This is a genomic window from Levilactobacillus enshiensis (genome assembly GCF_007115095.1).
Classification (GTDB): domain Bacteria; phylum Bacillota; class Bacilli; order Lactobacillales; family Lactobacillaceae; genus Levilactobacillus; species Levilactobacillus enshiensis.
On the sequence record NZ_SULH01000004.1, the window covers coordinates 165,125 to 189,782 of the forward strand.

Consider the following 24,658-nt stretch of genomic DNA (forward strand, 5'->3'; position numbering starts at 1 on the left):
GATTGTGTAACTTGTTACAAGCGATAAAACATCATGGCATAAGTAGTTTGTTTTTGAAATAATTTCGTTGTTGATATTGATTGTTTCTATTAGTAGTACGAGAATGGAGAGGGGGAATTTTAATTAGTAGGAAAGGTAGGGATTGATTCAATATGGAAACGAAACGCACACATTTTAAGATGTATAAGGATGGCCGCAAATGGGTCTTCGCCTGTGCTATTGTGCTGGCACTGGGTGGCGCCACGGTCACAGCTCACGCCGATACCGCTGATAGCAGCAGTAGTCATGCAACTGTCACGTCGGTCAGTGGGTCATCAGCTAGCAGTGGTGAGTCACAGGAGAGCCATTCAGAAAGTCTGAGTGGAATGGCTAGTCAGTCTAGTAGTGATGACACAACCAGCAGTTCTGCTGAATCCGTAAAGGAAAACAAGGTGGACCAACCAGCAACGCAAGCGACGAATGCGGACGTGACGACTGGGCAGGATGCCGCCAATCAGACGAGCACGACTGATTCGACAACGACCAATGATGAGTCGCAGCAGAATGAGAATCATGATGTGGCAAAAGCCAAGCTACAGTCGCGGCAAAAGTTAGCCCGGTTTGCAGCCATGGCGCCAACGACAGAGAAGCCAGCGGTGACGACACCACAAACACCAACTGTGACGACACCAACGACGGATACTGATACCGCAACGACGGACCAACCAGCCAAGGATATTTTTAAGGATCTTGAAGACACGTCGACGACAACGACAGCAATCGAACCGTATGCCGAGACTGGTATTCAAGCCGGCGGCAGCGTCTACGATGATTTTCCAGACCTGAACAACATTTTGGGAGTCTCCTCGGTCTTTCATATCTTTGCGCGGGATGCTGAGCTGAATGCGCATACCAATGGGAACTTAGCCGTTCAGAATCTGACCGGGAACGTTAACTTTGGGACGAATATCGTTGAGGAACTCCTGGACAAGGATATTTCTTACATACAGAACATCGTGAACATCGCGAATAGTTCCTTCGTTTCGGCTGGGGACACGCGGGAAAACAAAGTTATTTTCGGTGAAGGTAACGAAATTGACCTCAGTAATCCGAACCGGCCGAAAGTGAATGGTGTCGATATTGATCACTTGTTGGCATCCGAAGTGTACCAAGACCAGAATGGGCAGACGTATATTGATTTCGATGCCGAATTTGCAAAACTGAAGGCCCTTAACGAACAGTTAACGACGATTAATAGCAATGCCAGTTATAGCGATGCTGATTTTGACGACCGCAACAACCGGGTCATTGATGTGAGCGAGATGACGCCAGACGCTAACGGCCACATCGTCATCAACCTGTCACCGGATGTGTTGGCGGGGGATACGCCACTGACCATTTCTGGACTGTCACCAGATGCTGATGGTGATACCGTCATCATCAACGTGGATACGGGTGGTCAAGAAGATTACCACGTAAAGTCACAGATCAAGATTATCTACAGCGATGGTAGCGAACGTAATAATCAGGAAACCGAAGACTTCGGTGATAACCATTTGCTGTGGAACTTTTATGACAGTACGGCTAGCGATAAGCAATACGGCGGCACGGTTCACATTGACCGGCCATTCCAAGGTAGCATTCTAGCACCTTCTGCTGAGGTGATTGCGAACGCGAATATTGATGGGAACATTATCGCGGACAAGGTTGTCGTTAACGCTGAAACTCACCGTTGGGACTTGCAAGATAACAAGGACAACGAAGAGGACGAAGACGAGAATGTCGATGAGGAAGATGAATTCGATCTGCCAAACACGGAATTGCCAAGCGTTGAGTTGCCAAACATTGAAGAACCCGAAGCGCCGGACAAGCCGAATATCGACAAGCCAAACGTTGAGGAACCCGAAGCGCCAGATAAGCCGAATATCGACAAACCAAACGTTGAGGAACCCGAAGCCCCTGACAAGCCCAACATCGACAAACCCGATGTCGAATTGCCAAGTACTGAGGAACCCGATGTTGAGGAGCCAGATACTGATAAGCCCGACGTTGAAGAACCGACTACAGAAGAACCCAACGTCGAGGAACCGAATACGGAAGAACCGGATGTCGATTATGGACACGAAAGCCCGGACGAAGAGGAACTCTTGTCAGAGTTGGAAGATGAAGTTGTCGACTTCGAAGCTGAACAAGCGGCTGATTCCGTTGATGCTAACGCGGATGGCGAAGCACTTTTGAGCAGAATCGATACGGCCATTGCCAAGGCGCAAGCTGAACATAATGTGGCACTAGTGGCTAAGCTTGAAGCGATTCGTGCACAACTGTTGAAGGACATGGGCTTATCTGCTGGTCTGCCACAGACCGGCGAAGCACATGTAGGTTGGCTACAAGCACTCGGCTTGTTATTAGCTGGTGGCCTCGGGGGGACGTTTGTCTACCGAAAGAAGCGCCAAGATTAAGTCACGTAGATAGTTAAATTCATAAACAAAGTCCAGGAAACTGTTACGCATTAAACGCGAACAGTTTCCTGGACTTTATGTATAAATGGGCCTGGGGCAAAAGCTACCCATATTGCGTATCATATATATGGCCGAGAGGTGGGTCAGCAGGCAACCAAGGGCTAATCCATGTAACTAATCGGCCTCGGTCTACGTGCTTTAAAAATAGTTTACAGAATCATTTTGAGCCCCATGACCATGAGTAAAATTCCCATGAAGGGTTTGACGTAGATATTTAATTTTTCCGGATCAATGTGGGCCAGTAGACGTGGCGCGCAAAATGCACCGATCATGGCGCCAATCATGAGACTCAGGCCAATCGACCAATCGATATTGTGCGCTGACAAGTGAAAGAGTAGGCCAACAAATGTGTTACCGACTAAAACGTAGGAGGAGGTGGCGGCAGCGGGAATCATATCCAGACCGAGGACTAGGAGACCAGCAATGATGGGACCACCGCCACTCAAACCGGCGACCCCTACCATAATTCCGCTAATAATTCCGTATAGAACAGCTTGGACACTTTGGTGCCGAGCGGGCTTATTTTGGTGGACAAAGAAACGTTTGTAAAGAATCTGAACTCCCAGGGTGGTTAAAATAATGGCGACTAGCCACGTGTAGATGGTTGTCGGAATGTAGGGGGCAAGCAGGGCCCCGACAATGGTTGCGGGTACTGCTGCCAATAACATCTGGTTACCAACTTTAAAGTGAATTTGTCCCGTTCGATAGTGACCATATGCGCCCACGAGCAATGAGGGGAAGGCCGTGACTAACGACGTTGCGGCTGCCACGGCTGGGGCCAGGTTGAACACGGCGGTCAATAGACCGAGGTAAATTGCGGCACCGCCCCCTCCCGTTGAAATAACCAAGATGCCAACTAAAAATCCGGTAATAAGTAAAGCTAACCATTCCATAAATACTGTCGTCTCCTTAACGTCTAATCATGTTGACTAGTGTACTGTTTCTAGTATGGACCGTCAATTTTTCCTGGTTTGGTGAGATATTTATTGGTGATTGAAACTTGTTGTATGATGGACGTTAAAGATGATTAGGAGGTATGAATGATGGGATTAGAGCGTCAATGACCTCCGAATGAATTCGGAGGCTTGTCGCTCACGTGTCTGGCGACACAGTAGTCCAACATCCCACTTGGGACTCCTACTCGTAGTGGCAACATCATCGGGTAATTGACAGGTACCCGTTTAGCTACTAGGTTTACCCGGTAGCTGTTATTTTTTAATTTGGGGACGCTTGACCCCACGCAACCATTCTTCACCTAACAGCCTAATGTTCATGGCCCCTAGCCGGTCATCGTTGGAGCGATATTGGCATCGGCAACAGTGATACTCATGAACCTCATGATGCCGATTAGCTTTCTTAATCAAGCCACACTGCGGACAACGCTGAGAGGTGAAGACTGGACTGACATTCAAAACTTTACTTTGAACCGCTGCTGCCTTATAGCTTAGAAAAGATTCAAGTTGGAAAAAGGACCAAGAACGGTGGCTGTTACGTAAAGCCTTAGACAGATCGTCCGTGTTGAACGTCACATTAGTTAAATCTTCTAAAACAAAGAGCGTACGTGAGCCATAGATACTAACGAGTGTCTTAGCTAACCGATGATTCACATCAGTCATCCAGCGGTTCTCTCGTTGTGCCAATTGCTTCAGTTTTTTCTTAGCAGATTTGGTCCCTTTACTTTGTAACTGTCGTCGCGTATCTTGAAATTTTTTGCGTTTGCGTAAGATTTTCTTACCATCGAAAAACAGCGTCTTCCCAAGATGGTCATGGATTGTTGCTAGGAAACGCAATCCCCGGTCAATACCGACGACTTTAGGTGCCTTGGTTGATTCAAAATCAGCGACTTCTTTCGTAACCCCAATGTGTAAGTACCACTTGCCTCGAGCATGAATCAGTTTAGCCGTTCCCATCTTCCAGCCGTTCTGAAAGTATTGTTCGAAGCCTTTGCTGGTAAAGCTCATCTTGGTTCTTTTACCCAAGGTCGTGAGTGAAATTTTGGTCAGTCCGTTGACAAAAGAATAATTGCTTTGGCGGACCAAATCTGCTTGGGGCCGCGAAAAATGGATAGGCTTGAACAACCAGGTCAGGTCCTTGGGAGTTTGAATCCATTTCTTAGTCTCATCTTGGTAACGGAAAGGATGTTGTCTCATCTGCTCTAAGACGGTCTTGTAACGCGCGACAACGGTCCGGAAGACTGACTGGATCAATTGACTGTTCAAAGGAGATTCTTGCCGGAGCTTTTGATACAGGGCATGATTGATTTTTAAACAGTTCATTGGAAACCCATGGTTAAAGACCCATTCACTAACAACGTTGGCTAATCGCTGATACTCTTGGCTTTCATCTGAGAGTTGAATGGCTTGAATCTCGCTAGGATAGAGTCTGAGTTTTGCTGTTCGACCTAATGTTGTCATCATGTACCTCCCCTGAAGATTGGATTCAGTATAGCACATTTTAATCATCGATAGGGGAACGTATGTTTCAGAAATGATTAAGCTTTCGCATTCATCCTTTGATTAAAATCAAAGGTTTTCTGCTGAAGTTATATAAACGAGTCTTAATTGTAGGTGGGACTTTCGGATTTGGTCAGACAGTCGTGGCATGAGTTTTAGCAAGTGGTGCTGATGTACACGTCATTGGCCACAACCAGGCACGTGTTGCGCGGGCAGTTACGCAATTGAAGACCCCGGGATCAATGGTCGTTGGTACGGCGTTGGATGCAGAAGATACACAAGAACTGACCGCTTTTTTTACGCAAACCGGTTCGTTTGACCACATTCTATCGTTTCTCGGCGGTGCAATGGGTGGCGGTTTTCTGGATAATTCGGTGGCGGCGATTTGCCAGGCAATCGAGGACAAGTTTTTTGAGAATCTTCAGTTGGCCAAACTTGCTGCGACGCATCTAAATGCGCATGGCTCATTGATCTTTACCTCTGGCGCCGGTGGTCACCCATACGATGCATCTGGGGCCATAGTTGGCAATCAAGCCATCAATACCATGGTTACCGGATTGGCTGTCGAAATGGCACCGACGTTACGGGTCAATGCGGTAGCACCAACTTGGACGCCAACGGGCTTGTGGCGGCAACTGACCCCTGCGCAGCTTGCCAAGCAAGCTACCACCTTTGCGCAGGGCGTGCCCCTGAACCGAGTGGCGACGACGGAAGAGGTTGCATCGGCTTATCTCTTTTTGATGCAAAATGCGTTCGTTACGGGCCAGGTCCTGCACGTTGACGGCGGTGTTGATCTGGGTACTAAGTAGACGCCCAATCTGGTGATTGCAACGGTTGATAAGTTGTGTGGTTTTAAGATCGTGAAGATAAAATGCGTACACCGATGCGCATTAAAAAGGTAGCGGGAAATGAAACTAAACCGTCATTTAAAGAATCGCCACTCAGACGTAAGAATAGCCAGTAAAGCGGACAAAATTCCCGGCTTTACTGGCTATTTACGATATATCTTGGATTTCAATTTTTAAATTTCTGACTTTATCCTCGCGCCTGATCGGGTCAACTTTTTTCCAGGTGGGCTTAAGGCAATCATTCCCCCTAGTTCACTAAGGATTGTTTCACTTGAAAATCACTGGGAACGGTTAAGGAATCGCTGGGTAAGCTTGTATCGGCAAGCAGGGCCAATAGGGCTTTGGCGGCCCTTTTCCCTAGCTCTTGGGGGTTTTGCTGAATAGTGGTAATTTGGGGCTGTACCAAGGTCGACCAGTCCCAATCGTCAAAGGCAGCCAGACCAACCTGATCGGGGTACGTGATGTGATATTGTGACAAGGTCCGAACAACCTGCATTAACAGGGTTCCCTTGAGCACGTAGAAAGCGGTTTTTACGTCTAGGTCGTCACTGGCACGCATAATTTCCGCGTAGATTTGCGCGTTAGTGGTTTGCTTATCAACGGTGATTAATTTTAAGTCGAGGGACTTTTTTTGACACGTTTCTTTAACGGCCTGATACCGTTCATAACGGGCTGAGTTGCCATCGATAGCTTCACTGACAACTGCCAAGCGTTGGTAACCCAAGCGTGAAATGTACTCGCTGATCATCTTGGAGTAGGCGTAGTTATCCGTGGTCACTTCAGTCCACACTTGGGGTTGAATCTTACGGTCGACAATGATAGTGGGGGTATTACTGTCTTTAAGAAATTGGTAGTCTGCGGCACTTTGGCTCATGGGCTGCAAGATAATACCATCGACTTGTAAGCCCAATAGGCGTTCAATTTCGGTGCGCTCGCGTTCTAGTGAGTTATCCGAATTCGTTAGGAGAATTTGGTAATTTTCGTTTTCGAGAATGGTATCAGCACCCTTGAAAAGAATCGACGAAAAGATGTTTTCAATATCTGCCACGACCATGCCGATGATAAAAGTCCGTTTTTGAATCAAAGACTTGGCCTGCGTATTGACGTGATAATTATTTTCGCGAATGACCCGTTCGATGGTCTGACGAGTGGTGGCCGACATTTTACCATAGTGCCCATTGAGGTAACGGGAGACGGTTGCAATGGAGACGCCGGCAATCTTAGCCACGTCCTTGATGGTGGTTGGTTTATTTTTCATGACTTCACTTTCTCTCATTTTGAGTCTTCCACCAATTATACCTTAGATTGGCGTCGGGTGCTGTCTCGGTCTGTCGTACCTAAAAAGGCGCCGGCTTCTAAGAAACAGAATGGCCAGCGTCTGGTGGGACTAGTTAGAAATGAACTTGATGCATACGGGCTCGGGAACCCCCAGCGATTCTGGGGTGGCTGACAGTTGACCAGTAGTTGCATCAATTTGAAAGGCTGTGAGGCGACTTGATTTCTGGTTCGCGACGACTAGGTAGTCGTCGTTAGGACTCAGACAAAAATCACGTGGGAAGTCTCCCCGACTAGCGACGTGCTGAATGGTCGTGAGTTGGCGATGCTGTGGGAATCCGTCAATTCGATAAACGGTGAGGGAGTTGTGTCCTCGGTTGGAGACGTAGAGGTAGTGACCATTGTGAGCGAGGTGAATGGCACCACCACCATTTTGCCCGGTCCAATCAACGGGAAGGGTCGCGACTAGCTGGGTCTGCTGAAAGGTTCCGGTAGCCGAATCGTAATTCAGAACGGCAACGGCACTAGCCAATTCACCTAGCACATAGATACAGTGGCCGGCCGGATCAAAGCGGAGATGGCGGGGACCAAATCCGGGTCGAAAGTGGTATGTTGCCATTAGTCGTTGCAGGTGTCCGTTAGCACTGACTGCAAAGGTGAAGAGGCAGTCCGTACCCAGATCTAATACCAATAAGTGGCCATCTGGCGTCAAGCAGGTAAAGTGGACGTGAGAAGTGTTTTGTTGTGGTAGTGGTCCCTGGCCCACGTTAACGAAGGTGTCCGTTTGTTGAAGGGAACCGGCGGCCGTAAACGCATAGATTGTGGTGAATCCGCCTTGATAGTTACTAGCGAAAAGAAAATGATGGGCATTATCCACGGTGAGGTGGACGGGGGCGGGGCTGAATGAGAGGTAGTCCTGACAGGGAAGCAACTGATCTTGCGTGAGCTTGAAGGTCGAAATGCCCCCAGATTTTCCGGATTGATTAGCGGCAAAGAGAACGCCATCCTGGGAATAGTTAAAATAAGTCGGCTGAGAGGTGTTTGCAAGTAAGGTTGCCGCTGCAAACTTGCCCGTCGTTAAGTCGGTCTGGTAGATGCCTTGAGTATAAGTGCTAACGATAATTTTCATGTGAACAACTTCTTTCTGACGTATAGGGTGAGCTGATGATTATTTGAGGAATGATTAACTAAAAGCTATAAGTTGAAAAAATAGCTATCATGCTATGATTTTACGGATAGTGGCCGTCTAGTAATAGAAGTAACGTTGATGAACCCGCTGACTTACAAGTCGTTAAATTTGATGGACGCACGGCTACCTAGAAATCAGGTATAAATTAATTAAACATGACGGCGGCTATTAGCAGATTAATGATGCTGGCAAGCCAGCCGTAGGGTACCCCAGTTATTAAGAACTTTTTCACATTCAACTTGACGTGTTCAACGACCCAGAGGTTCCAGGACTGTGTGATACAAGTAGAAATCGCAATGGAGACGCCGGGAACAAGGATGGCCGCGAAAGCGAAATACTGGTTGAAGAAACCAGTTGCCGCAAGCACGGCTGCCGTTGCTGAACCGGCACCCCAGACCATTAGTGGCCCCCGAAACAAGGCAAGCGGTGCTAAGATGCCAAAGACAATGGCTAGTACCATGGGACTGTGGGGAACGATGGCTTGCAAGAGCGTGCTGAACCGGGCCGTATTTTTAACGGCTGCGGCACTAAACATAGTTAAAAATAGCAACATGACAATCAGACCAGAAATATCGGAGACCGCCTTTTGGATGGTATCGTTAATGATGGCGAGTGCCCCCGTATAACTCTTAAGGTGCCCAGTGACGAGGAGAACGAGAAAAATCGAGATCATGAGGGCGGGAATCGGTTGCCATTTGAAGGCTAAGTTCATAAAGACTGGAAAAATAGGGAGAATGTAAGCAACTTTAGGAATTGTGGGGCGGTCAACCTCAGGAGTTGCCGCTTGATTGGGTGCTTGCTCGTTCTTGTGAATCGATTTGGCATGCAGCAAAACTAATAAAACGACGACTAACATTTGAACGGCCATTGCGCTGAAGCCATAAACTAAGTATTTTGGACCGTAGACAACTTTAGGGAAGAATAACTGCAATTGCTTAATAATGACGATGTTGACATACATGGGTGCACCAATTGACATGACAAATGCAACCACGGCAACATTTTTAGAGAGGCCCAAGGATTGTAGAATGGGGAGCAAGATGACAGCGATAGCAATCACCGCACCAACACCATAGGAACTGGTAAAAATAAATGAAGTCACAAAGCAAATCAAGATAGTGGCTAAAATGGGCCGTTTATAACTAATCTTAACGGTCTGTTCACTGATCTCACCGGCAATGCCAGTGTCAACTAAAACGCGACCAAACCAGGAACCAAAGACGATGACCATGATTGTGGACCCGTAATCTAGAGCTGGCTGCGAAAAAATGTCGTTGATGGCGACCTTATAGGGGATGCCACCAATGACGGTCCAAAGAATTGCCATCACTAGGAAGCCAAGCATGATGTTGCCGCCCCGCATGACAAAAGCGATAAAACCAATAAAGGTGAGAATAAGTAGAATTCCGATAATTGTGTTGGCCATGAGCTAACGCCTCGTTTCAAGTTTTATAAAATAAAGTTTAGGAAAACGTTTACCTTTTGAAAACGCTTATATTAAACCATGGAATTTGCTCAATGTCAAACAAAAATATTAAATCGCCATCGCTATTGACATTATCAGGATTTGTAATAGTATATGCGTTGGGAAAACGTTTACCCAACGGGGGTAACGTTGAAAAGCCATTTTTTGAAGGAGTGATCGGATGTTTGATCGTAATCGCTTAGTGTTAAATACATTGGTTTCACAGCAACAGCAGCAACAAGGCCAGTCCCAATTGAAGTTGGTCACAGACTTGCTAACAACGGGGATTCGCAACATTGAGCTCCGTCGCGAATATAATGCGCAAGGCGTGAGTGAGCTTCACCGGTTGAATCAATTACGACTGGCTAATCGGCTGATTTACTTCTATTCCGTGCCAGACAATCTCTTTGTTGATCACCGCTTAAATCAGCACCTATTACAGTACATTAGCGAGGCCCAACTCTTGGGGGCAAGCTATCTTAAAATGACATTGGGTGATTTTGAACAGACCACCTCTGCAACTCAAATTCCAGAATTGCTAGCTCTGTTGCCTAACGGTATGGAGCTGAACATCGAAAATGACCAAACCAGTGCCAACAGTGACGTTGCTAAGCTCATGGCGTTCTTCGATTTATTTGATCAGTACGACCGCCGTGTGGGATTCGTCAATGATTTGGGGAATTGGATCTTTACGGATCAAGATGCACTAACGACAACGGCTAAGCTGGTGAAGGATACGCGTTTTGTTCACCTTAAAAGCTATGTTTTGCAGAACACGACGCCCACCACGGTGTCCTTTACTCAGGGAGCGCTGGATTGGCAAACGTTACTCGCTAAGTTCAGTACGACAATTCCTGTCGCACTAGAATATCCAACCAATGCCGCTGATCTTCAACGGGATATGACCACACTGTTCACGTCAGGCGATTAGTGACTAAAGGGTGAAAGATGAAATTCAGACCTCATCCTAATTTTGTTGGGTATTCATGCCATTTTTACCCATATCTGCCGGCCGGTAAGGTGAAGGTACCACCAAGTTGCCTAGTTTTAGTCTCACTATTGTTGCTAGAACAGGTATGGGCCGTACTTTGGAACTTTCAACTTTAGTTAGTAAGTAAAGAAGGAGATTTTAATATGGAAAACTTAGATTTTGATACCACTAAATTTCGCTTGGATGGCAAGGTCGCCGTTATCACGGGCGGTGCGTCTGGCTTAGGTTCTTATTATACCAAGGCCATGCTGCGGTCTGGTGCGGCTGTCTTCATTGTTAGTTACGACGAACGAGGCTGGGACGAGACGAAGGCCTTTGCGGAAGCGAATGAAGGTCAGGTCGCTTTTCTGAAGATGGATGTCACCGCGCCAGAAGCACCACAACAGATTGTAAAGGCCGCTCTAGCCGCCTTTAACCATATCGATATCCTGGTCAACAACGCGGGAATCCAGTTGCGAGAAAACTGGCAAGATTTTAAGGATGAAAATTGGCGGAAAGTGATTGAAATCAACTTGAACGCGGTTTACTTTTTGTCGCATGTCGTTGCGCAAGAGATGGCGAAACAGGGTGGCGGCAAAATCATCAATATTGGGTCGATGCAGTCCTTCCGTGCTGGGAAGTTTATTTTCCCTTATACGGCTAGCAAGCACGGTGTTGTTGGCCTGACGAAGGCTTATGCGGACGCGTTGGCACCGGAAAATATTCAAGTGAACGCCATTGCACCAGGATATATTGATACACCGATGACGAAGGCCTTACAGCATGATCAGGAACGTAATACGGAAATTTTAGCGCACATTCCGGCCGGTCATTGGGCCAATCCAGCAGAGTTGATGGGGACGGTCGTTTTTCTAGCTAGTGCGGCGTCGAATTATGTGACTGGGATCACAATTCCGGTCGATGGTGGTTACTTATTACGTTAAATTAGCGAAGTGGAGGAAAATAATGATGAATCAAACAGTTGTCATTCCTAAGGGCCTTTCACAGGCTGGTAAAGATTACCTGAAAAATCACGGGTTAGCAACGATAGAGTTAGCCGATTTGCGTGAAGAAAACATTTTAGCTCAAGCACCTGCTGCGGCGGGTATTGTACTAATGATGGACCCATTCAGCGCGGCCACGGCTAAAAAAATGCCCAATTTAAAAGTCGTCGCACGCCACGGTGTGGGGTACGATAACGTTGACCCAGCCACGATGGCACAAGCCGGTGTTTGGGTAACGATTACGCCCAATGCCAATGCGTCAACAGTTGCTGAAACGACCTTGGCGGAAATCCTGGATTTGTCCAAGAACCTAACCGCCATCTCGACGCACATGCGCCAGGGTGATTTTGACTACAAAGGCCAACACATGGGATTTGACCTAAGCGGAAAGAAATTGGGAATCATGGGCTTTGGCCGCATTGGCCGGATGGTGGCCCAGAAGGTCAGCGGTCTTGGCATGGATATTCTCATCTATGATCCATTTGTTAAACAGACCGATATTGGTCGTCTCGTTGATCGGGAGACTCTATTTAAAGCGGCGGATGTGATAACACTACACATGGCAGTAACACCGGAAAACACCAACGGTATTGGGCAAAAAGAATTTGCAGCGATGAAGAAGCAAGCCGTTTTGATCAATCTGGGACGGGGAGCTTTGGTCGATCAACCGGCACTACTGACGGCACTCAAAACTGGTGAAATTGGTGGGGCGGCCTTAGATGTCTTTGACGAGGAACCGCTCCCACTGTCAAGTGAATTTTATACGCTGAACAACGTCTTATTAACCCCCCACATTGCTTCCAACACGCAGGAATGCATGTCCAGAATGGCAGTGGATGCGGCCAGTGAAGTAGTACGGGTCTTAAACGGTGATCAACCACAATGGCCAGTGAATCACCCGGCAAAGGACTGATCAGCATGGCAACGGTAGAGACCAAAATTGATCCGGATACATTTGCTTACCAAGCCTTACAGACGGTTCATTTCCGCGAATCGGTCCGACTATGAGGCGCAGCTCAAAGAACGGTTGACAGTCTTCCTCATGGCCAAATATCTGGTCGACGATTTTAATCAGTTGGAAGCACAGTCATTTGTGGCAACGGACGCGACCGGGAAAACGCGTGCCCAACTTGGCTTTGATGAGCTGCTGACAAAGATCAGTCAACTTAATCAGTACTGATCACTATTGGATAGGCGCGACGCTGCTTAACTTGGGCTTCAAACAACGACGTTCCAGTCAGCAACAGCTCGTGTTAAACGGCGTGATGCCTAATCCGACATAAATGGGACAGCTGTCAGTGCAGCTGCCCTATTTGCGGTTCTACATTTTGTCTGCGTGACAATTGCCGGTCCAACTGGTCTGCGGTAGGCTTAAGGTAAAAACAATGGAGGCGATTACATGAATGGCGTTGTGGGAATTCCCCAAAGCTTGGCGCAGGCTGGTAAGGATTATTTAACGGCGCACGGCTTAAAAACAGTTGAATTAACGAGTTTGAAGGCAACCGATATTGCGGTTCAGGTACCGCAAGCCGACGCCTTAATTTTGTTAACTGATCCGTTTGATACGGCCGTGGCTGCCCGGCTTCCCAACTTAAAAATTATTGCTCGTCATGGTGTGGGAATCGATAATGTTGATCCGTTGGCGCTGGCAAGAAGGGGCGTGTGGGTGACAAATACGCCCAATGCCAACGCTTCGACGGTTGCTGAAACCACGTTAGCAGAGATTCTCGATGTGTCTAAAAACGTGACCCGCGCGTCAATCCAGATGCGCCGTGGCAACTTTGCTTATCGCAGCAATCACATGGGTTTTGATTTGAGTGGTAAGCGGTTGGGCATTATGGGCTATGGGCGCATCGGGCGGCTGGTTGCCCAGAAGGCTAGTGTCTTAGGAATGACCGTATTAATTTACGATCCTACTGCCCAGCAGACTGATGTTGGGACGCTGGTTGACCGCGAAACGCTCTTGCGGGCGGCCGACATTGTCACGTTACATATGGCGGTGACGCCGGAAAATAAACGCGGAATTGATGCCCGGTCGCTAGCCCTTATGAAGAAGAGCGCCGTCCTAATCAATTTGGGACGGGGGGTCCTCATCGATACTCCTGCGCTGATTGCGGCACTAAAATCCGGTGAGCTCAGTCAAGCTGCTCTAGATGTGTATGACGAAGAGCCGCTTCCCATGACGAGTGAGCTCTATCAGCTGGATAACGTCTTACTGACACCCCACATTGCGTCGAATACATTCGAAGCGCGTTCGCGGATGGCCCGGGATGCCGCTAGCGAAGTCGTGCGGGTACTGGCAGGTGACCAGCCACAATGGCCAGTTAATCGGCCAGCCAAGCCTAGACAAAGTAACAAACTGAAATGATCACAAAAAAGTCGTTACGACTTGGCCCGTTCTCCTGATGTCTCGAAGGGAAGGCTAAGTGGTAACGACTTTTAAGCACTTTTTCTTGATTATAGAGTTGAAAGATGGAAATCATGGATTGAACCCCAGCTGACAGTGATTGCTACTTCTTAAATGGTCTCATAGCTGCCACCTGCGGCTAAACCGCCGCCATCGCTGGACTAGTAACTCGTCCACCCGCCGTCGACCGGAACAATTGTCCCGTTAACGTAACTGGCAGCGTCGGAACACAGGAAGAGTGCGGTTTGGGCGATCTCATCGCCAGTCCCGGGTGCTGGCGATAGTGGCATACCCACACTCTGGCGTTCCATTCCCTGCTGGTCAACGCCAGTCATGGACTCCGTGATATTGGTCTTAATGCCACCGGGAGCGATGGCGTTGGTGCGAATACCAGCGTTTTCGTACATGTAAGCTGTGTTTTTCGTCAGACCAACGACCGCATGCTTAGAGGCCGTGTAGGCGGCACCGGCACGACCGCCACCTAGACCACCAACGGAAGCAATATTCAAGATGACGCCTGACTTTTGTTTCGTGAAGAGTTTCAAAGCTTCTCGCGTGGCCAACATCACACTGGTGGTGTTGACGGTCATGACTTTATCCCATAACTCGTTGGTCAAAGTACCCACGGGGGCCATGTTATCCATGATGCCAGCATTGTTGACTAAAATATCGAGGTGGCCGAAATTATCGACAGCGGTTTGCACCATAGCGACAACATCAGCTTCCTTGGTGACGTTGGTGATACTTGCAACGGCTTGGCCGCCGGCATCTTTAATGGCAGCGACGACTTCGTTTAACCGGTCGGCATTAATGTCTGCGGCAACGACTTGGGCACCTTCCTTGGCAAACAGTTCGGCCATAGAACGGCCCATGCCAGAACCGGCACCCGTAATGATTGCAACTTTACCTGGTAATTGTTGAACCACGTTACTCACTCCTTATCAAAACATGTTTTTGGGTAATGTTTCTACCGTCTATTATAATCTTTCTCCTAAAGGAAAGCGCTTAATATGCTGGCAGCCAGACCACATTCTTTGACATTTGGCGAATCAGTTGTAACATATAGAGTAACATTAGATCGTAAAGGAGTTTTTAATATGAAAATTGTAGTCACTGGCGCCACAGGCCATCTGGGCCAACAAATCGTTAAGCAATTGGGACAACGCGTCAGCCCACAGGCCATCACGTTAGGTGTCCATACACCAGCTAAAGCAGCGGCATTTCAGCAGCAGGGGATGCAGGTGCGACCTCTGGACTATCGTGATCAGACTAGTATTGTGACGGTCTTGCAGGCTGCGGATGTGGCCATTTACGTGCCCAGTAAGAGTCACGATAGCTTTAGTCGGGTGACGGAGTTTGAAAATGTCATTGGTGCGGCTGAAAAGGCGGCAGTCGGCCATTTGATTGTGATGGGGTTTATTGCCGATCAGGCCAACAATCCGTTTGACCTGTCTGCATTTTACGGGTACGTTCCGCGACGTTTGGCCGCCACGGACCTTTCCTATACGATTTTACGGAATGCGCTGTACGCCGATCCACTGGTCCCTTATCTGCCTGAATTAATCGAACGCAAGAATGTGATCTATCCATTGGGGGATGCTTCACTGAGCTTTATCAGCTTGGCAGAAAGTGCGGCGGCGTTTGCGCAGGTAGCCGTTACACCAAGTCTTTGGACGCAACCGATCTATACGTTGACGCAAGAACGTTCCTACACGATGCCAGCGTTAGCACGCGTATTAAGTGACGTGTCTGGGCAACCGATTGGCTACGCCCCGGTCACGCTAAAGCAATTCGGTGAAATGTACAATCAGGGCAACGAGGGCCACATGTTAGCCTCAATGTATGCCGGTGGTGCACAAGGACTTTTGGCCACTGTGACGGATGATTTCCGCAAAATCATGGATCGGCCCGCGCAGTCGTTACCAGACTTTTTGGCGGCGAAACTTGCACCCAACGCTTAATTAGGTATACTGTTTTGGTAAGTATAAGGGGGAATTGATGTGCGCTATTCGCACCGTTTAAGTGACGCAGTTCATGTGTTGGCTTATATAGATATTTATCATGACGGTAATCTGTCCAGTACGGCGATTGCGGCCAGTGTCGAGTCGAATCCTGCCTTAGTTCGACGGTTGATGGTAGCGTTGCGGCGAGCGGGGTTGCTAACGACCCAGCAGGGAACGGCACAGCCACGACTAACGCGTGATCCTGCAGCAATTTCTTTATTGGATGTGTACCAAGCGGTCGAAGAAGATGGTCGCCTATTGCACGTAGACGACAAGACCAATCTGCAATGTATTGTGGGCAGAAATATTCAAGAAACGTTGCGGACGGCCTATGATGAAGTTCAACAGGCTGCAGAAGCTAAAATGGCCCGCATTACGCTAGCTAGTCTTATCAAGACGATTTGGACGCGGGAACATGAGAAGCGTGCCGCTGAAGAAGATAGCTCGCGGTAGAAAAGCACATGGTGACGGCTTCACTGTTTGGTGCTTTCAATCTTTAATTAGTAAATCAGTCTAGCCAAAAGTGGACCGGGAGGATATGCTCTCGGTCCACTTTTGGCGTTGTTTTTAAGGTTTGAAGTTTTCAAGCACTGGTGTCATGCCGGTGCTAACAACACTGGCAACAATGGGACTAAAACTGGGCAACATGGAGGTTAAGTCGCCTTACCGGCCGGCAGATATGGGCTGAATCGGTGCGAACGACGCGCCTGAGCCCATATCTGCCGACCTCTCGGCTTACATTTTGCGCTCAGACAACTCTAAGAATAACCATAACGGTCGTGTCGAATCCAAAAACGCTAGGTAGCAGTGGTCTACAGCCGTTGTCTTGACTAAACACCATCAGCGCCGGAGGAGGCCAGGGATGGAGCCGGCCGTGAAGGGGTTGTTAGCTGGTGTTTTTAGCCAGCTTACAACCCTGGCGACTTTGGAGACACGTGGTTTTCGTGGCTTCAAAGCGAGCGAGAAGACTGGTGTTCTTCCAGGCTGAAGCGTCCTCACAGCAGGTGGAATCCCTGGCAGCCGTAGTGCGCCCAATTTAGCCTAATTTAATGGCGCAGATGTTTACCACTACTGGTTGTTGGAAACTTAAACGTCATCTCTGCTCATGAGCGTGATGGGTTCTCCCGCGGCTTGACGGCGGTCGATATTATCTTCACCCCAGACACAGAGCTCGTGGAGAATGCCAGACAAGGACTCACCATAGTCCGTTAAGGCGTAATCGACACGTGGGGGAACTTGTTTGTAGACGTGGCGAGACACGATGTTAGCGGCTTCCAATTCGCGCAGCTGTTGTGTCAGCATCTTTTGCGAAATTTGCGGGATGGCACGGGCCAATTCACCGGTCCGCATGGCGTGGTGGCGTAAGTGGCAAAGAATAATGGATTTCCACTTGCCGCCAATGATTTCCATCGTGGCCTCAACGCCAATATGATAAGTTTTTGTAGGCATCAAACCGTCTCCTGTCTAATTATTACCTTTTGGTGGGTAGCGCACTTTAAAGTGGCTTCTTGTTCTTAAGTTCCTAACCAGTATAATCATTACTTATCACGTTAGCAAACGAAAGAACGAGGAGGTCATTATGACAAAATCAAAATCTATTTCACCAACGTTTACATTACTCGCACTGGCCGTTAGTGCCTTTGCCATCGGCTCCACGGAATTCATTAGCGTCGGCCTGATTCCGTTGCTGATTCAGAGCTTTCACGTCAGCATGGCCCAGGCCGGCTTGACGGTGTCGGTTTATGCCATGGGAATTATGGTGGGTGCGCCATTGATGACACTATTGACCGGGCAGATCAATCGCCACACGTTGATGATCGTAATCATGTTGCTATTTATTACGGGGAATGTGGTCGCAGCGGCGGCACCAACATTTATTATCCTACTCGCAGGTCGGGTCATTGCCGCATTGGCCCACGGCATCTTTATGACCGTGGCGAGTGTTATTGCAGCGGACGTGGTGGCGCCATCTAAACGGGCGTCGGCCATTGCCGTGATGTTTACGGGACTGACGGTGGCTACTGTGACCGGTGTACCGCTGGGAACCCTGATCGGTCAGCTGGGCGGTTGGCGTTTATCTTTTATCTTCATTAGTCTGATTGGTGTCGTTGGGTTGGTTGCGGACTATATTTTGGTTCCACGCAATTTACCACTTCCTAGCAAGGCCACGGCCATGGGAATCATCCGTGTTTTACGAAATCCACAATTGTTGCTGGCTTTATTGGTAACGGCTTTAGGATACGGGGGAACGTTTGTCGTTTATACCTACCTGTCTCCCTTACTGGAACAAAAAATGGGGTGGTCCGCGAGTGCCGTCGTCATCATTCTGGTTGTTTATGGTTTGATGGTGGCAGCGGGTAACACTGTGGGGGGCCGGTTGGCAAATGCCAAGCCGTTAGCTGCCTTATTAAAAATGTTTATGGGGCTCTTTGCCACGTTACTGGTGTTGACGTTTACGGCAAATAGCCAATGGCTGGGTCTGTTAACGGTACTGGTCATGGGGTTCTTCGCCTTTATGAACGTACCGGGCCTGCAACTGTACATTGTGCAGTTGGCGGAAAAGGAGACGCCCAATGACATCACGATGGCATCGGCATTGAATATCTCGGCATTCAACGTGGGGATTGCCATGGGATCTGGCATTGGTGGTCAAGTCACGAGTCAATTCGGATTGGGCATGACGCCGGTCTTTGGGGCAGCCATGGTTGCCGTTAGTCTTGTCCTGACCTGGGGGCTGATCCAGTTGGCTCGGCCAGCCCGGCGATTGATTCGTAAATTTAATCACGACTAGTTGGATGTAGTTATTCTAGAAAATAGTTGTTAATGAGCACTATTTTAAAATAATTCCACTTATAAAGAGTGGCTTTAGCGGTGAGAGGGCGACCTTCTCACCGCTTTTTGCGAATATTAGGAAAGTGTTTTTATAAGTATTTTATTATTTAAATAATTATAATCAGCAACTTTCACTAGCCTTGTGGAAATATCTCTGTATAATTTGGTCGTGGAAAGTCTATTGAGAAATTTATTGAAAGAAGTAATCACTGCAAAAGAGGGGTTGCTGAGCGGATCGGAAGCTGCGGTGTTAGCCAGTCAGAATATCAACGTGGCTGGGATAAAATCAGAATGCAGCGAGACCGGGGGGCCAGCTAAAGTCATTTTTTAACGGCTAGGCTTCGATTTTAGAAGTAGCGTCAAACGTAGGCACACACCTGATTACACAAGGTGGGCGTGCCGCTTTCACTGTGAATTTAGAGTGGCAATGACGCGATTTCTGCTTATTTGCTGGTAAAAGTGGCTGATCACTGTATAATGCAATGTCGATTGGAAAAATGGGGGCGTGGAATGAAGTGGATTTGGACGCTGGTCGTCTGTTTGGTGGTACTGATTGGTGGGGAGTGCCGGGCAGCAGCCATGGAAGACGATGGGTTAACAACGGCTTTGCGGACGGCGCCGAATGGTATCCCACTGACGGATCTCTATGAGGTGGATCAAGTCATGAACTCTTCAGCAAGTCGTCAAGACGGGCCCCGAGTGGCACAATCAATCGCGCAACTGACCAGTGGGGTGCGTCCCGGCACGCAAGTCAGTGCACTATGGTCTAAGGCAAACGGAAATGATTCGGTCGGGTCAAATCAGGTTGATTTAACCCAAGATGCGTTGTGGGGATTTTGGCTGTACTTTGGCAATCAGGGAGACAAGTCAAGTGAGGGGCTGGCCTTTGTCCTCCAGAATGCGAACCAGAAAATAGTGCCGATCGCCAAGACCTTTTCCGGTCAATCCATCGGCGCTTGGGGTAGCGCACCAGAGAGTGGTGTGCACGTGAGTTCTGAAACGGTTGCTCTGCGTGGACTCAGTAATAGCTGGGCACTAGAGTTTGATACGCACGTGAATAGTAGTGAAGGGACCAATATTAATGATTTTTTGGATTATCAGGCCAGATTGGGCCCCCACATTGCGAGCGGCTATCCAGGAAAAACAGAAAGCTACAAGCTGATATATAAGCAGGGAAGAGCGCGGCCAGCGTTACAGCACCAGCAACTGAGATACATGAAAAACAGTCCAGCTGATGGCCACTGGCGACACGTGACCATGAGTTGGAAACCGGCGACTAAGCAGATGACCTATGCGTATCATGATCGGGATGTGGCAACCAATTTACCAATTAAGCCAGAGATTACCGATAAAGTGACGATTGAAACGAAATTTTTAACCCCAGCCGCCAAGACGGAAAGTGCGCAGAAAGCCCAATCAGGGGTGACGGATGCGCTACAGGAAGATGGGGCAACGCGGGTTAATTGGGGGATTACCAGCGCGAGTACGTCGCAGGACAATCAAATGGTCATTGTGGACCAAGATCCTCGCTGGCCGCAGATACGCGTCAATTCTAAGGTGGAATTAATCGGTGAACACGCGCGCGAGATTACGGAGGGCGACCTCGTGGCACAGTTGACGGCCCAGGACGTGGTGCGGTTCAGTTCCCAAATTGATTTTTTCAATACGGGTGTCCTGACTGGCAATCATCAGCTTTCCAATGCCGTAACCGTTGAATCAGGACTGCCGCGGCCGGCAGTTGTGACGGGCATTACGATTAAGAACGGGGAAACAACTCTTTTTAACGTGCGCGACCATTCGGATACTGGGATAACTGGGGATCGTCACGTTCAGGCATTAGCGCATCAGGGGCAGAACCGGCAACTGACAACTGAACGTGAGGCCACCTTCTCCGGTAGCAATCAAGTGACTACGATCAGAACGCCACCGACTCTGTTCTATGGGCGTAACTACTACGTTTCCGTGCCCACGCCGACCTTTAAAGTGGATAAATTGCTGGAGCTGAAATTAACGCGTCTCAGCGACCAACTGTTGACGACGGCTGATGATGACGTGGTGGTCAAAGGGCAACTGACGAATGGCAAGCTGCCGATTGAAGCGGTCGACCGAGATAATTGCCGGTTCGAGGTAGCTGTAAATGGCAAGTCCTATCAGCCACAAGAGTTGAAGCTGGGGTGGACCACCACCCATGATTTAGGAGAATTTGGTATGGTTGTGCCGCCGCGATTGCTAAGAGCAGGCGAAAATGAAGTGACGGTCCGCGTCAGTGATCAGCAGAATCGGACCTCAAATACGCTGAAAATTCCAATTTCCAAGACGGCCAGCAAGTTAGCCTTTGCAACGGTTCCAACGGATTGCGGCTTTGTACCGTTAACGCTGACGGGACGTGAAAGTATCGTGCAACGTGACCCCAGTCCGGGCTGGCAACTGAGTGTTCAGGATAATCGGGGAGCCGGTCATAAATGGCAACTACAGGTCAGTATGGACAAGGCCTTTCAGGACAAAACGGGGCGGCGTTTAGCGGGGAAGCTCATCTACGTTCATGAGGATACCTCATATGAAATTGATAGCGCGCCAACGACCGTTATGACGCATCAGACCAGAGCCGCTAATGAGGTCACCGATATCTCCAAAAGCTGGACCAACATGTCTGGGCCGCTGATAGTGGTCAGTGGGCATGCGGTCGCGGGAAACTATGAGGGCGAGATTCGTTGGCATTTGACGGACGCACCGTGAATCTTTACAGAAAAAAAGCGAGTCAGCTGACTGCTGGACTCGCAATGACTAGGGCTGTAAAACTTTTTCTAGTTCGGTAACTAAATACCCCGCCTCGACGTCGTCATCCCAGTCGCGGTTAGGGAACAGGACGTACCGGTCGATGACGTATCCCACGATGACGGCAATGATGTAGCGGAAGATTTCCGTAAACGGCCAATCGATCATCAGGTGACGGTGTTGGAGATCGGCAACAGTGTCCTTAAATGCGGCGATGAGTTCTTCGCGGGCAGTTTCAATGAACTCTTGGCGTAGGCTCTCGTTGTATAGCAATTCGCTGAAGAAGACCTTGATGGCGTCTTGATTCTCGGCGGCAAAGGCCATGCGATTACGGACAAAGTAGTCCAGAAATTCGTGGAGACTCTCCGTCGGGTGATTCAAGGTATCTTGTTTAAATTCGGCTTCAACATCCGGGATGATCTGTTTGATCAAAGGTTCCAAAGCCGTACGTAAGATATTGGCTTTGGACTTAAAATGTTTAAACATGGTGCCCTCAGATTGATGGGCGGCCACGGCAATTTGATGCGTGCTGGTGTTGGCATACCCCTGTTCGGCAAACAGGCGGATGCTGGCAATCAGCACGTCTTTTTGTTTCTGCGTTAATTCCTTATTCGCCTGGACGATGGCGGGAAATTCGTCCAGAATATTCTTCTTAGCCATGATCAAAACCACCTTCTGTAAAATATCATATTGTTTGAGCTATTTCTCGGTAACCTAGTGGGGATGTTGCTTTACCGGACACCAGATATGGGCTGGAAAATGGTGCGAACACAACTTGAGCCTCGCAAGTACCGAGTCTTCGAGATTGGTTTTCTACTAAGCCAGCGGGGAAACCACCCACTGACTAAGTAGAACGACGCGCCTGAGCCCATATCCGGCGACCTCTCGGCTTACACGGTGGCTCTATCCGAAGCGTTATCAGTTAAATTCTGGTATAAGTGTATTGGTACATATCCTCATTTTACCAGTGACGGGAATGATTACCAGACCAAAAAGCGGTGATGTCTGTGTCCGGGACATCACCGCTTTTTAATAGAGGTGGGATTATCGTTAGGCATGGTGAACGGCGCCTGCTTGACGGTATACGAGGTAGAACTGGACGATAGCCAATACCACATTGACCCAGTTAACGACGGTAAACCAAACGCTCAGGGCAGCGACAGCGGCTGCACCGTAGAATACCCAGAACCCAACGATGATTGCAACCACGTTAATCCAAGCAAACCATTTCAGCAACTCTCGATTGTCGGTAGCAACACAAGTCCAAACACCGTTAACGACCAACCAAATCGCTAGAATCCAAAAAGTAGTGGTAAACATGATTAAAATCCCCTTTCCATTTCTTCGAGCGAGTACTTACTCGCCCTTAAGAACACCTTTAGTTTACCACCAAATGGAAAAAGGGCAACCCCTTTTTTAAATTTTTTTGCTGCAAATTTTGGCCGAAAAAAATCCCCCGAATGACCAGTAAACGACTGGTGTTTTCGGGGGATTATTGTGAATGTTTAAAGGTTGTAAATTCGAAAATGCTTACCAGCGCCTAGACGGCAAGGGGTAGCAGACCCTAAGCCAATCGCCTGCGGCCTGAGAAACGGTCCTCCGGCTCGGTTTGAAGCCCGGAAAATCACCGGTCTCCAAACACGTCCCTAAGCCGAAAATCGGCTAACACCGTCGACACAGCTGGCTACATCTCTGACCTCCTCCGGTTACGTTAGCTGATTACCCTAATACCGATGTAATCAATCGGTGGTATGACAGTATTTAACCATAGTTTTGGCCTACCAGTTACGTAGCCGTGAGTGAGCCAAATTTGGCGAACGGTAAGGCGGCAATTTATGGCAAGTAGTTGCCGGCGGCAAAGTAGATATCGTACCATTCCTGCTTCGTCAAGTTAACATCGGCACCAGCGGCACTGTCTTTAATGTGGGCCGGGGTCATGGTTCCTAACAAGACTTGGACGTTAGCTGGGTGGCGTAAGATCCAAGCGGTCGCGATACCGTTCTTGGAGACACCGTACTTATCGGCTAGTTTTTGGAGTTCCGCATTGAGTTCGGGGTACTTCGGATCGTTGATGAACATGCCGGCAAACAAGCCGTATTGGAAAGGTGACCAAGCTTGAATCGTGACGTGTTTGCGCCGAGAGAATTCTAGCAAGCCACCGTCAGTGACTGCTGGGGCATCGTCCATGTTGACGCGCAGGCCTTCTGTGATCATTTGGGCGTGGGCGGCGCTAAATTGCAGTTGGTTGAACATCAGCTTCTGATCAACGGCTTCTTGGACCAACTGATATTGTTGCACGTTGAAGTTAGATACGCCAAAGTGACGAACTTTACCGGAGCGTTGTAGGGTGTTGAAGGCATCCGCAACTTCTTCTGGTTCCATCAGTGGGTCTGGCCGGTGAAGCAGAAAGGCATCCAAGTAGTCCAGTCCCATCCGGTCCAAAATACCATCAACGGCGTCTAACAAGTGCTGCTTAGAGAAGTCGTAGCGTTTGCCAAAGACTAAGCCATCGTGGCTCCGCGCTGGGTCTAGTACAATGCCACCCTTGGATTGGATGTAGAAGTCATCGCGGCTGAGACCGGATTCCTTCAACGCTTCCTTGAAGACTCTTTCGGATTGACCATCGGCGTAAATGTCGGCGGAATCAATGTAAGTGATCCCAGCTTCGTGGGCGGCTTGGAGTGCCTTGGCTGCGTCCGGAACGGAAATCGTGGCCATTCGCATGATACCTAAGGCAACGGCAGAAGCCTGCCAGTCGGTGCCACCTAAGCGTAATTGCTTCATCAGAAAAACTCCTTCTTGATCAAATTTACCCATACCGTAAGGGAAAAGTTACGGTGGGGTTAAGACGCTTTACAAAAATAATTGTACACCGAATCCCTTGGAATTTCGCGGGTTGACCCTTCGACTTGGCAAAAAGTGGTTGACAATTTTTGACG

General features: G+C 48.7%; 20 protein-coding genes and 1 pseudogene. 11 read left to right on the top strand and 10 right to left on the bottom strand.

Annotated elements, in window-relative coordinates:
- Positions 1-152 precede the first annotated feature (152 nt).
- Positions 153-2,438, top strand: coding sequence for a collagen-binding domain-containing protein (locus FAY32_RS05730; RefSeq protein ID WP_143462498.1), 2,286 nt, complete (start codon positions 153-155; stop codon positions 2,436-2,438).
- Positions 2,439-2,647: 209 nt separating this feature from the next.
- Here the strand turns inward: FAY32_RS05730 and FAY32_RS05735 are convergent, their stop codons facing one another.
- Together FAY32_RS05735 and FAY32_RS05740 are read right to left on the bottom strand one after the other, a co-directional pair.
- Positions 2,648-3,391: a sulfite exporter TauE/SafE family protein gene (locus FAY32_RS05735; RefSeq protein ID WP_143462499.1), complete on the bottom strand. Its 744-nt coding sequence runs from the start codon at positions 3,389-3,391 to the stop codon at positions 2,648-2,650.
- 315 nt (positions 3,392-3,706) lie between these two features.
- The gene (locus FAY32_RS05740) at positions 3,707-4,912 is read right to left on the bottom strand and encodes an RNA-guided endonuclease TnpB family protein (RefSeq protein ID WP_143462575.1); all 1,206 of its coding nucleotides are present in this window, start codon (positions 4,910-4,912) and stop codon (positions 3,707-3,709) included.
- A gap of 182 nt (positions 4,913-5,094) precedes the next feature.
- Between FAY32_RS05740 and FAY32_RS05745 the strand changes: the two are divergent.
- Positions 5,095-5,760 (top strand): annotated as a pseudogene (locus tag FAY32_RS05745) (SDR family oxidoreductase).
- 286 nt (positions 5,761-6,046) lie between these two features.
- Here the strand turns inward: FAY32_RS05745 and FAY32_RS05750 are convergent.
- From FAY32_RS05750 to FAY32_RS05760, 3 genes are all read right to left on the bottom strand, one after another.
- The gene (locus FAY32_RS05750; protein ID WP_225428295.1) at positions 6,047-7,075 is read right to left on the bottom strand and encodes a LacI family DNA-binding transcriptional regulator; all 1,029 of its coding nucleotides are present in this window, start codon (positions 7,073-7,075) and stop codon (positions 6,047-6,049) included.
- A 111-nt stretch (positions 7,076-7,186) separates the two neighbouring features.
- The gene (locus FAY32_RS05755; protein WP_143462500.1) at positions 7,187-8,203 is read right to left on the bottom strand and encodes a lactonase family protein; all 1,017 of its coding nucleotides are present in this window, start codon (positions 8,201-8,203) and stop codon (positions 7,187-7,189) included.
- Positions 8,204-8,408: 205 nt separating this feature from the next.
- Positions 8,409-9,689 carry a gluconate:proton symporter gene (locus FAY32_RS05760; RefSeq protein WP_143462501.1) on the bottom strand — a complete coding sequence of 427 codons (1,281 nt, stop codon included), beginning with the start codon at positions 9,687-9,689 and terminating at the stop codon, positions 8,409-8,411.
- A 220-nt stretch (positions 9,690-9,909) separates the two neighbouring features.
- Between FAY32_RS05760 and FAY32_RS05765 the strand changes: the two genes are divergently transcribed.
- The 5 genes from FAY32_RS05765 to FAY32_RS05785 all read left to right on the top strand — a co-directional run bounded on the left by FAY32_RS05765 (position 9,910) and on the right by FAY32_RS05785 (position 14,070).
- Positions 9,910-10,659, top strand: a complete 750-nt coding sequence (locus FAY32_RS05765) for a sugar phosphate isomerase (RefSeq protein WP_143462502.1) — start codon at positions 9,910-9,912, stop codon at positions 10,657-10,659.
- Positions 10,660-10,862: 203 nt separating this feature from the next.
- Entirely contained in the window at positions 10,863-11,642 is a 780-nt protein-coding gene (locus FAY32_RS05770; RefSeq protein WP_143462503.1) for a glucose 1-dehydrogenase, read from the top strand.
- Between the two features lie 22 nt (positions 11,643-11,664).
- Complete coding sequence (locus FAY32_RS05775; RefSeq protein WP_143462504.1) at positions 11,665-12,615, top strand: phosphoglycerate dehydrogenase; 951 nt, start codon at positions 11,665-11,667, stop codon at positions 12,613-12,615.
- Between the two features lie 129 nt (positions 12,616-12,744).
- A complete protein-coding gene (locus tag FAY32_RS14875) occupies positions 12,745-12,882 on the top strand; it encodes a hypothetical protein (protein ID WP_225428296.1) in 138 nt (45 codons plus the stop codon).
- A gap of 219 nt (positions 12,883-13,101) precedes the next feature.
- A complete protein-coding gene (locus tag FAY32_RS05785) occupies positions 13,102-14,070 on the top strand; it encodes a phosphoglycerate dehydrogenase (RefSeq protein WP_143462505.1) in 969 nt (322 codons plus the stop codon).
- Between the two features lie 200 nt (positions 14,071-14,270).
- Here the strand turns inward: FAY32_RS05785 and FAY32_RS05790 are convergent, their stop codons facing one another.
- The gene (locus FAY32_RS05790) at positions 14,271-15,035 is read right to left on the bottom strand and encodes a glucose 1-dehydrogenase (protein ID WP_143462506.1); all 765 of its coding nucleotides are present in this window, start codon (positions 15,033-15,035) and stop codon (positions 14,271-14,273) included.
- Between the two features lie 171 nt (positions 15,036-15,206).
- On the opposite strand from FAY32_RS05790, the gene FAY32_RS05795 reads away from it, so the two are divergent.
- The gene (locus FAY32_RS05795) at positions 15,207-16,070 is read left to right on the top strand and encodes an SDR family oxidoreductase (protein WP_143462507.1); all 864 of its coding nucleotides are present in this window, start codon (positions 15,207-15,209) and stop codon (positions 16,068-16,070) included.
- 39 nt (positions 16,071-16,109) lie between these two features.
- The gene (locus FAY32_RS05800) at positions 16,110-16,565 is read left to right on the top strand and encodes an Rrf2 family transcriptional regulator (protein WP_143462508.1); all 456 of its coding nucleotides are present in this window, start codon (positions 16,110-16,112) and stop codon (positions 16,563-16,565) included.
- A gap of 633 nt (positions 16,566-17,198) precedes the next feature.
- Here FAY32_RS05800 and FAY32_RS05805 read toward each other — a convergent pair.
- A complete protein-coding gene (locus FAY32_RS05805; RefSeq protein WP_143462509.1) occupies positions 17,199-17,561 on the bottom strand; it encodes a winged helix-turn-helix transcriptional regulator in 363 nt (120 codons plus the stop codon).
- Positions 17,562-17,691: 130 nt separating this feature from the next.
- Here FAY32_RS05805 and FAY32_RS05810 point away from each other — a divergent pair, with 130 nt between their 5' ends.
- The gene (locus tag FAY32_RS05810; protein ID WP_143462510.1) at positions 17,692-18,903 is read left to right on the top strand and encodes an MFS transporter; all 1,212 of its coding nucleotides are present in this window, start codon (positions 17,692-17,694) and stop codon (positions 18,901-18,903) included.
- Between the two features lie 551 nt (positions 18,904-19,454).
- On the top strand, positions 19,455-21,680 hold the full coding sequence (locus FAY32_RS05815; protein ID WP_143462511.1) for a lectin-like domain-containing protein: 2,226 nt from the start codon (positions 19,455-19,457) through the stop codon (positions 21,678-21,680).
- Between the two features lie 48 nt (positions 21,681-21,728).
- On the opposite strand, the gene FAY32_RS05820 is transcribed toward FAY32_RS05815, so the two are convergent.
- The 3 genes from FAY32_RS05820 to FAY32_RS05830 all read right to left on the bottom strand — a co-directional run bounded on the left by FAY32_RS05820 (position 21,729) and on the right by FAY32_RS05830 (position 24,503).
- Positions 21,729-22,379 (bottom strand): TetR/AcrR family transcriptional regulator, encoded by a 651-nt coding sequence (locus tag FAY32_RS05820; RefSeq protein WP_143462512.1) that lies wholly within the window; start codon positions 22,377-22,379, stop codon positions 21,729-21,731.
- A gap of 390 nt (positions 22,380-22,769) precedes the next feature.
- Complete coding sequence (locus tag FAY32_RS05825) at positions 22,770-23,039, bottom strand: hypothetical protein (RefSeq protein WP_143462513.1); 270 nt, start codon at positions 23,037-23,039, stop codon at positions 22,770-22,772.
- Positions 23,040-23,552: 513 nt separating this feature from the next.
- The gene (locus FAY32_RS05830) at positions 23,553-24,503 is read right to left on the bottom strand and encodes an aldo/keto reductase (RefSeq protein WP_143462514.1); all 951 of its coding nucleotides are present in this window, start codon (positions 24,501-24,503) and stop codon (positions 23,553-23,555) included.
- Positions 24,504-24,658 lie beyond the last annotated feature (155 nt).

What these genes read in the sequence shown, in the direction of transcription:
- FAY32_RS05730 (WP_143462498.1), top strand. Translation starts at nt 153, where the DNA reads ATGGAAACGAAACGCACACATTTTAAGATGTATAAGGATGGCCGCAAA.
- FAY32_RS05735 (WP_143462499.1), bottom strand. Translation starts at nt 3,391, where the DNA reads ATGGAATGGTTAGCTTTACTTATTACCGGATTTTTAGTTGGCATCTTG.
- FAY32_RS05740 (WP_143462575.1), bottom strand. Translation starts at nt 4,912, where the DNA reads ATGACAACATTAGGTCGAACAGCAAAACTCAGACTCTATCCTAGCGAG.
- FAY32_RS05750 (WP_225428295.1), bottom strand. Translation starts at nt 7,075, where the DNA reads ATGAGAGAAAGTGAAGTCATGAAAAATAAACCAACCACCATCAAGGAC.
- FAY32_RS05755 (WP_143462500.1), bottom strand. Translation starts at nt 8,203, where the DNA reads ATGAAAATTATCGTTAGCACTTATACTCAAGGCATCTACCAGACCGAC.
- FAY32_RS05760 (WP_143462501.1), bottom strand. Translation starts at nt 9,689, where the DNA reads ATGGCCAACACAATTATCGGAATTCTACTTATTCTCACCTTTATTGGT.
- FAY32_RS05765 (WP_143462502.1), top strand. Translation starts at nt 9,910, where the DNA reads ATGTTTGATCGTAATCGCTTAGTGTTAAATACATTGGTTTCACAGCAA.
- FAY32_RS05770 (WP_143462503.1), top strand. Translation starts at nt 10,863, where the DNA reads ATGGAAAACTTAGATTTTGATACCACTAAATTTCGCTTGGATGGCAAG.
- FAY32_RS05775 (WP_143462504.1), top strand. Translation starts at nt 11,665, where the DNA reads ATGATGAATCAAACAGTTGTCATTCCTAAGGGCCTTTCACAGGCTGGT.
- FAY32_RS14875 (WP_225428296.1), top strand. Translation starts at nt 12,745, where the DNA reads ATGGCCAAATATCTGGTCGACGATTTTAATCAGTTGGAAGCACAGTCA.
- FAY32_RS05785 (WP_143462505.1), top strand. Translation starts at nt 13,102, where the DNA reads ATGAATGGCGTTGTGGGAATTCCCCAAAGCTTGGCGCAGGCTGGTAAG.
- FAY32_RS05795 (WP_143462507.1), top strand. Translation starts at nt 15,207, where the DNA reads ATGAAAATTGTAGTCACTGGCGCCACAGGCCATCTGGGCCAACAAATC.
- FAY32_RS05805 (WP_143462509.1), bottom strand. Translation starts at nt 17,561, where the DNA reads ATGCCTACAAAAACTTATCATATTGGCGTTGAGGCCACGATGGAAATC.
- FAY32_RS05810 (WP_143462510.1), top strand. Translation starts at nt 17,692, where the DNA reads ATGACAAAATCAAAATCTATTTCACCAACGTTTACATTACTCGCACTG.
- FAY32_RS05815 (WP_143462511.1), top strand. Translation starts at nt 19,455, where the DNA reads ATGAAGTGGATTTGGACGCTGGTCGTCTGTTTGGTGGTACTGATTGGT.
- FAY32_RS05820 (WP_143462512.1), bottom strand. Translation starts at nt 22,379, where the DNA reads ATGGCTAAGAAGAATATTCTGGACGAATTTCCCGCCATCGTCCAGGCG.
- FAY32_RS05825 (WP_143462513.1), bottom strand. Translation starts at nt 23,039, where the DNA reads ATGTTTACCACTACTTTTTGGATTCTAGCGATTTGGTTGGTCGTTAAC.
- FAY32_RS05830 (WP_143462514.1), bottom strand. Translation starts at nt 24,503, where the DNA reads ATGAAGCAATTACGCTTAGGTGGCACCGACTGGCAGGCTTCTGCCGTT.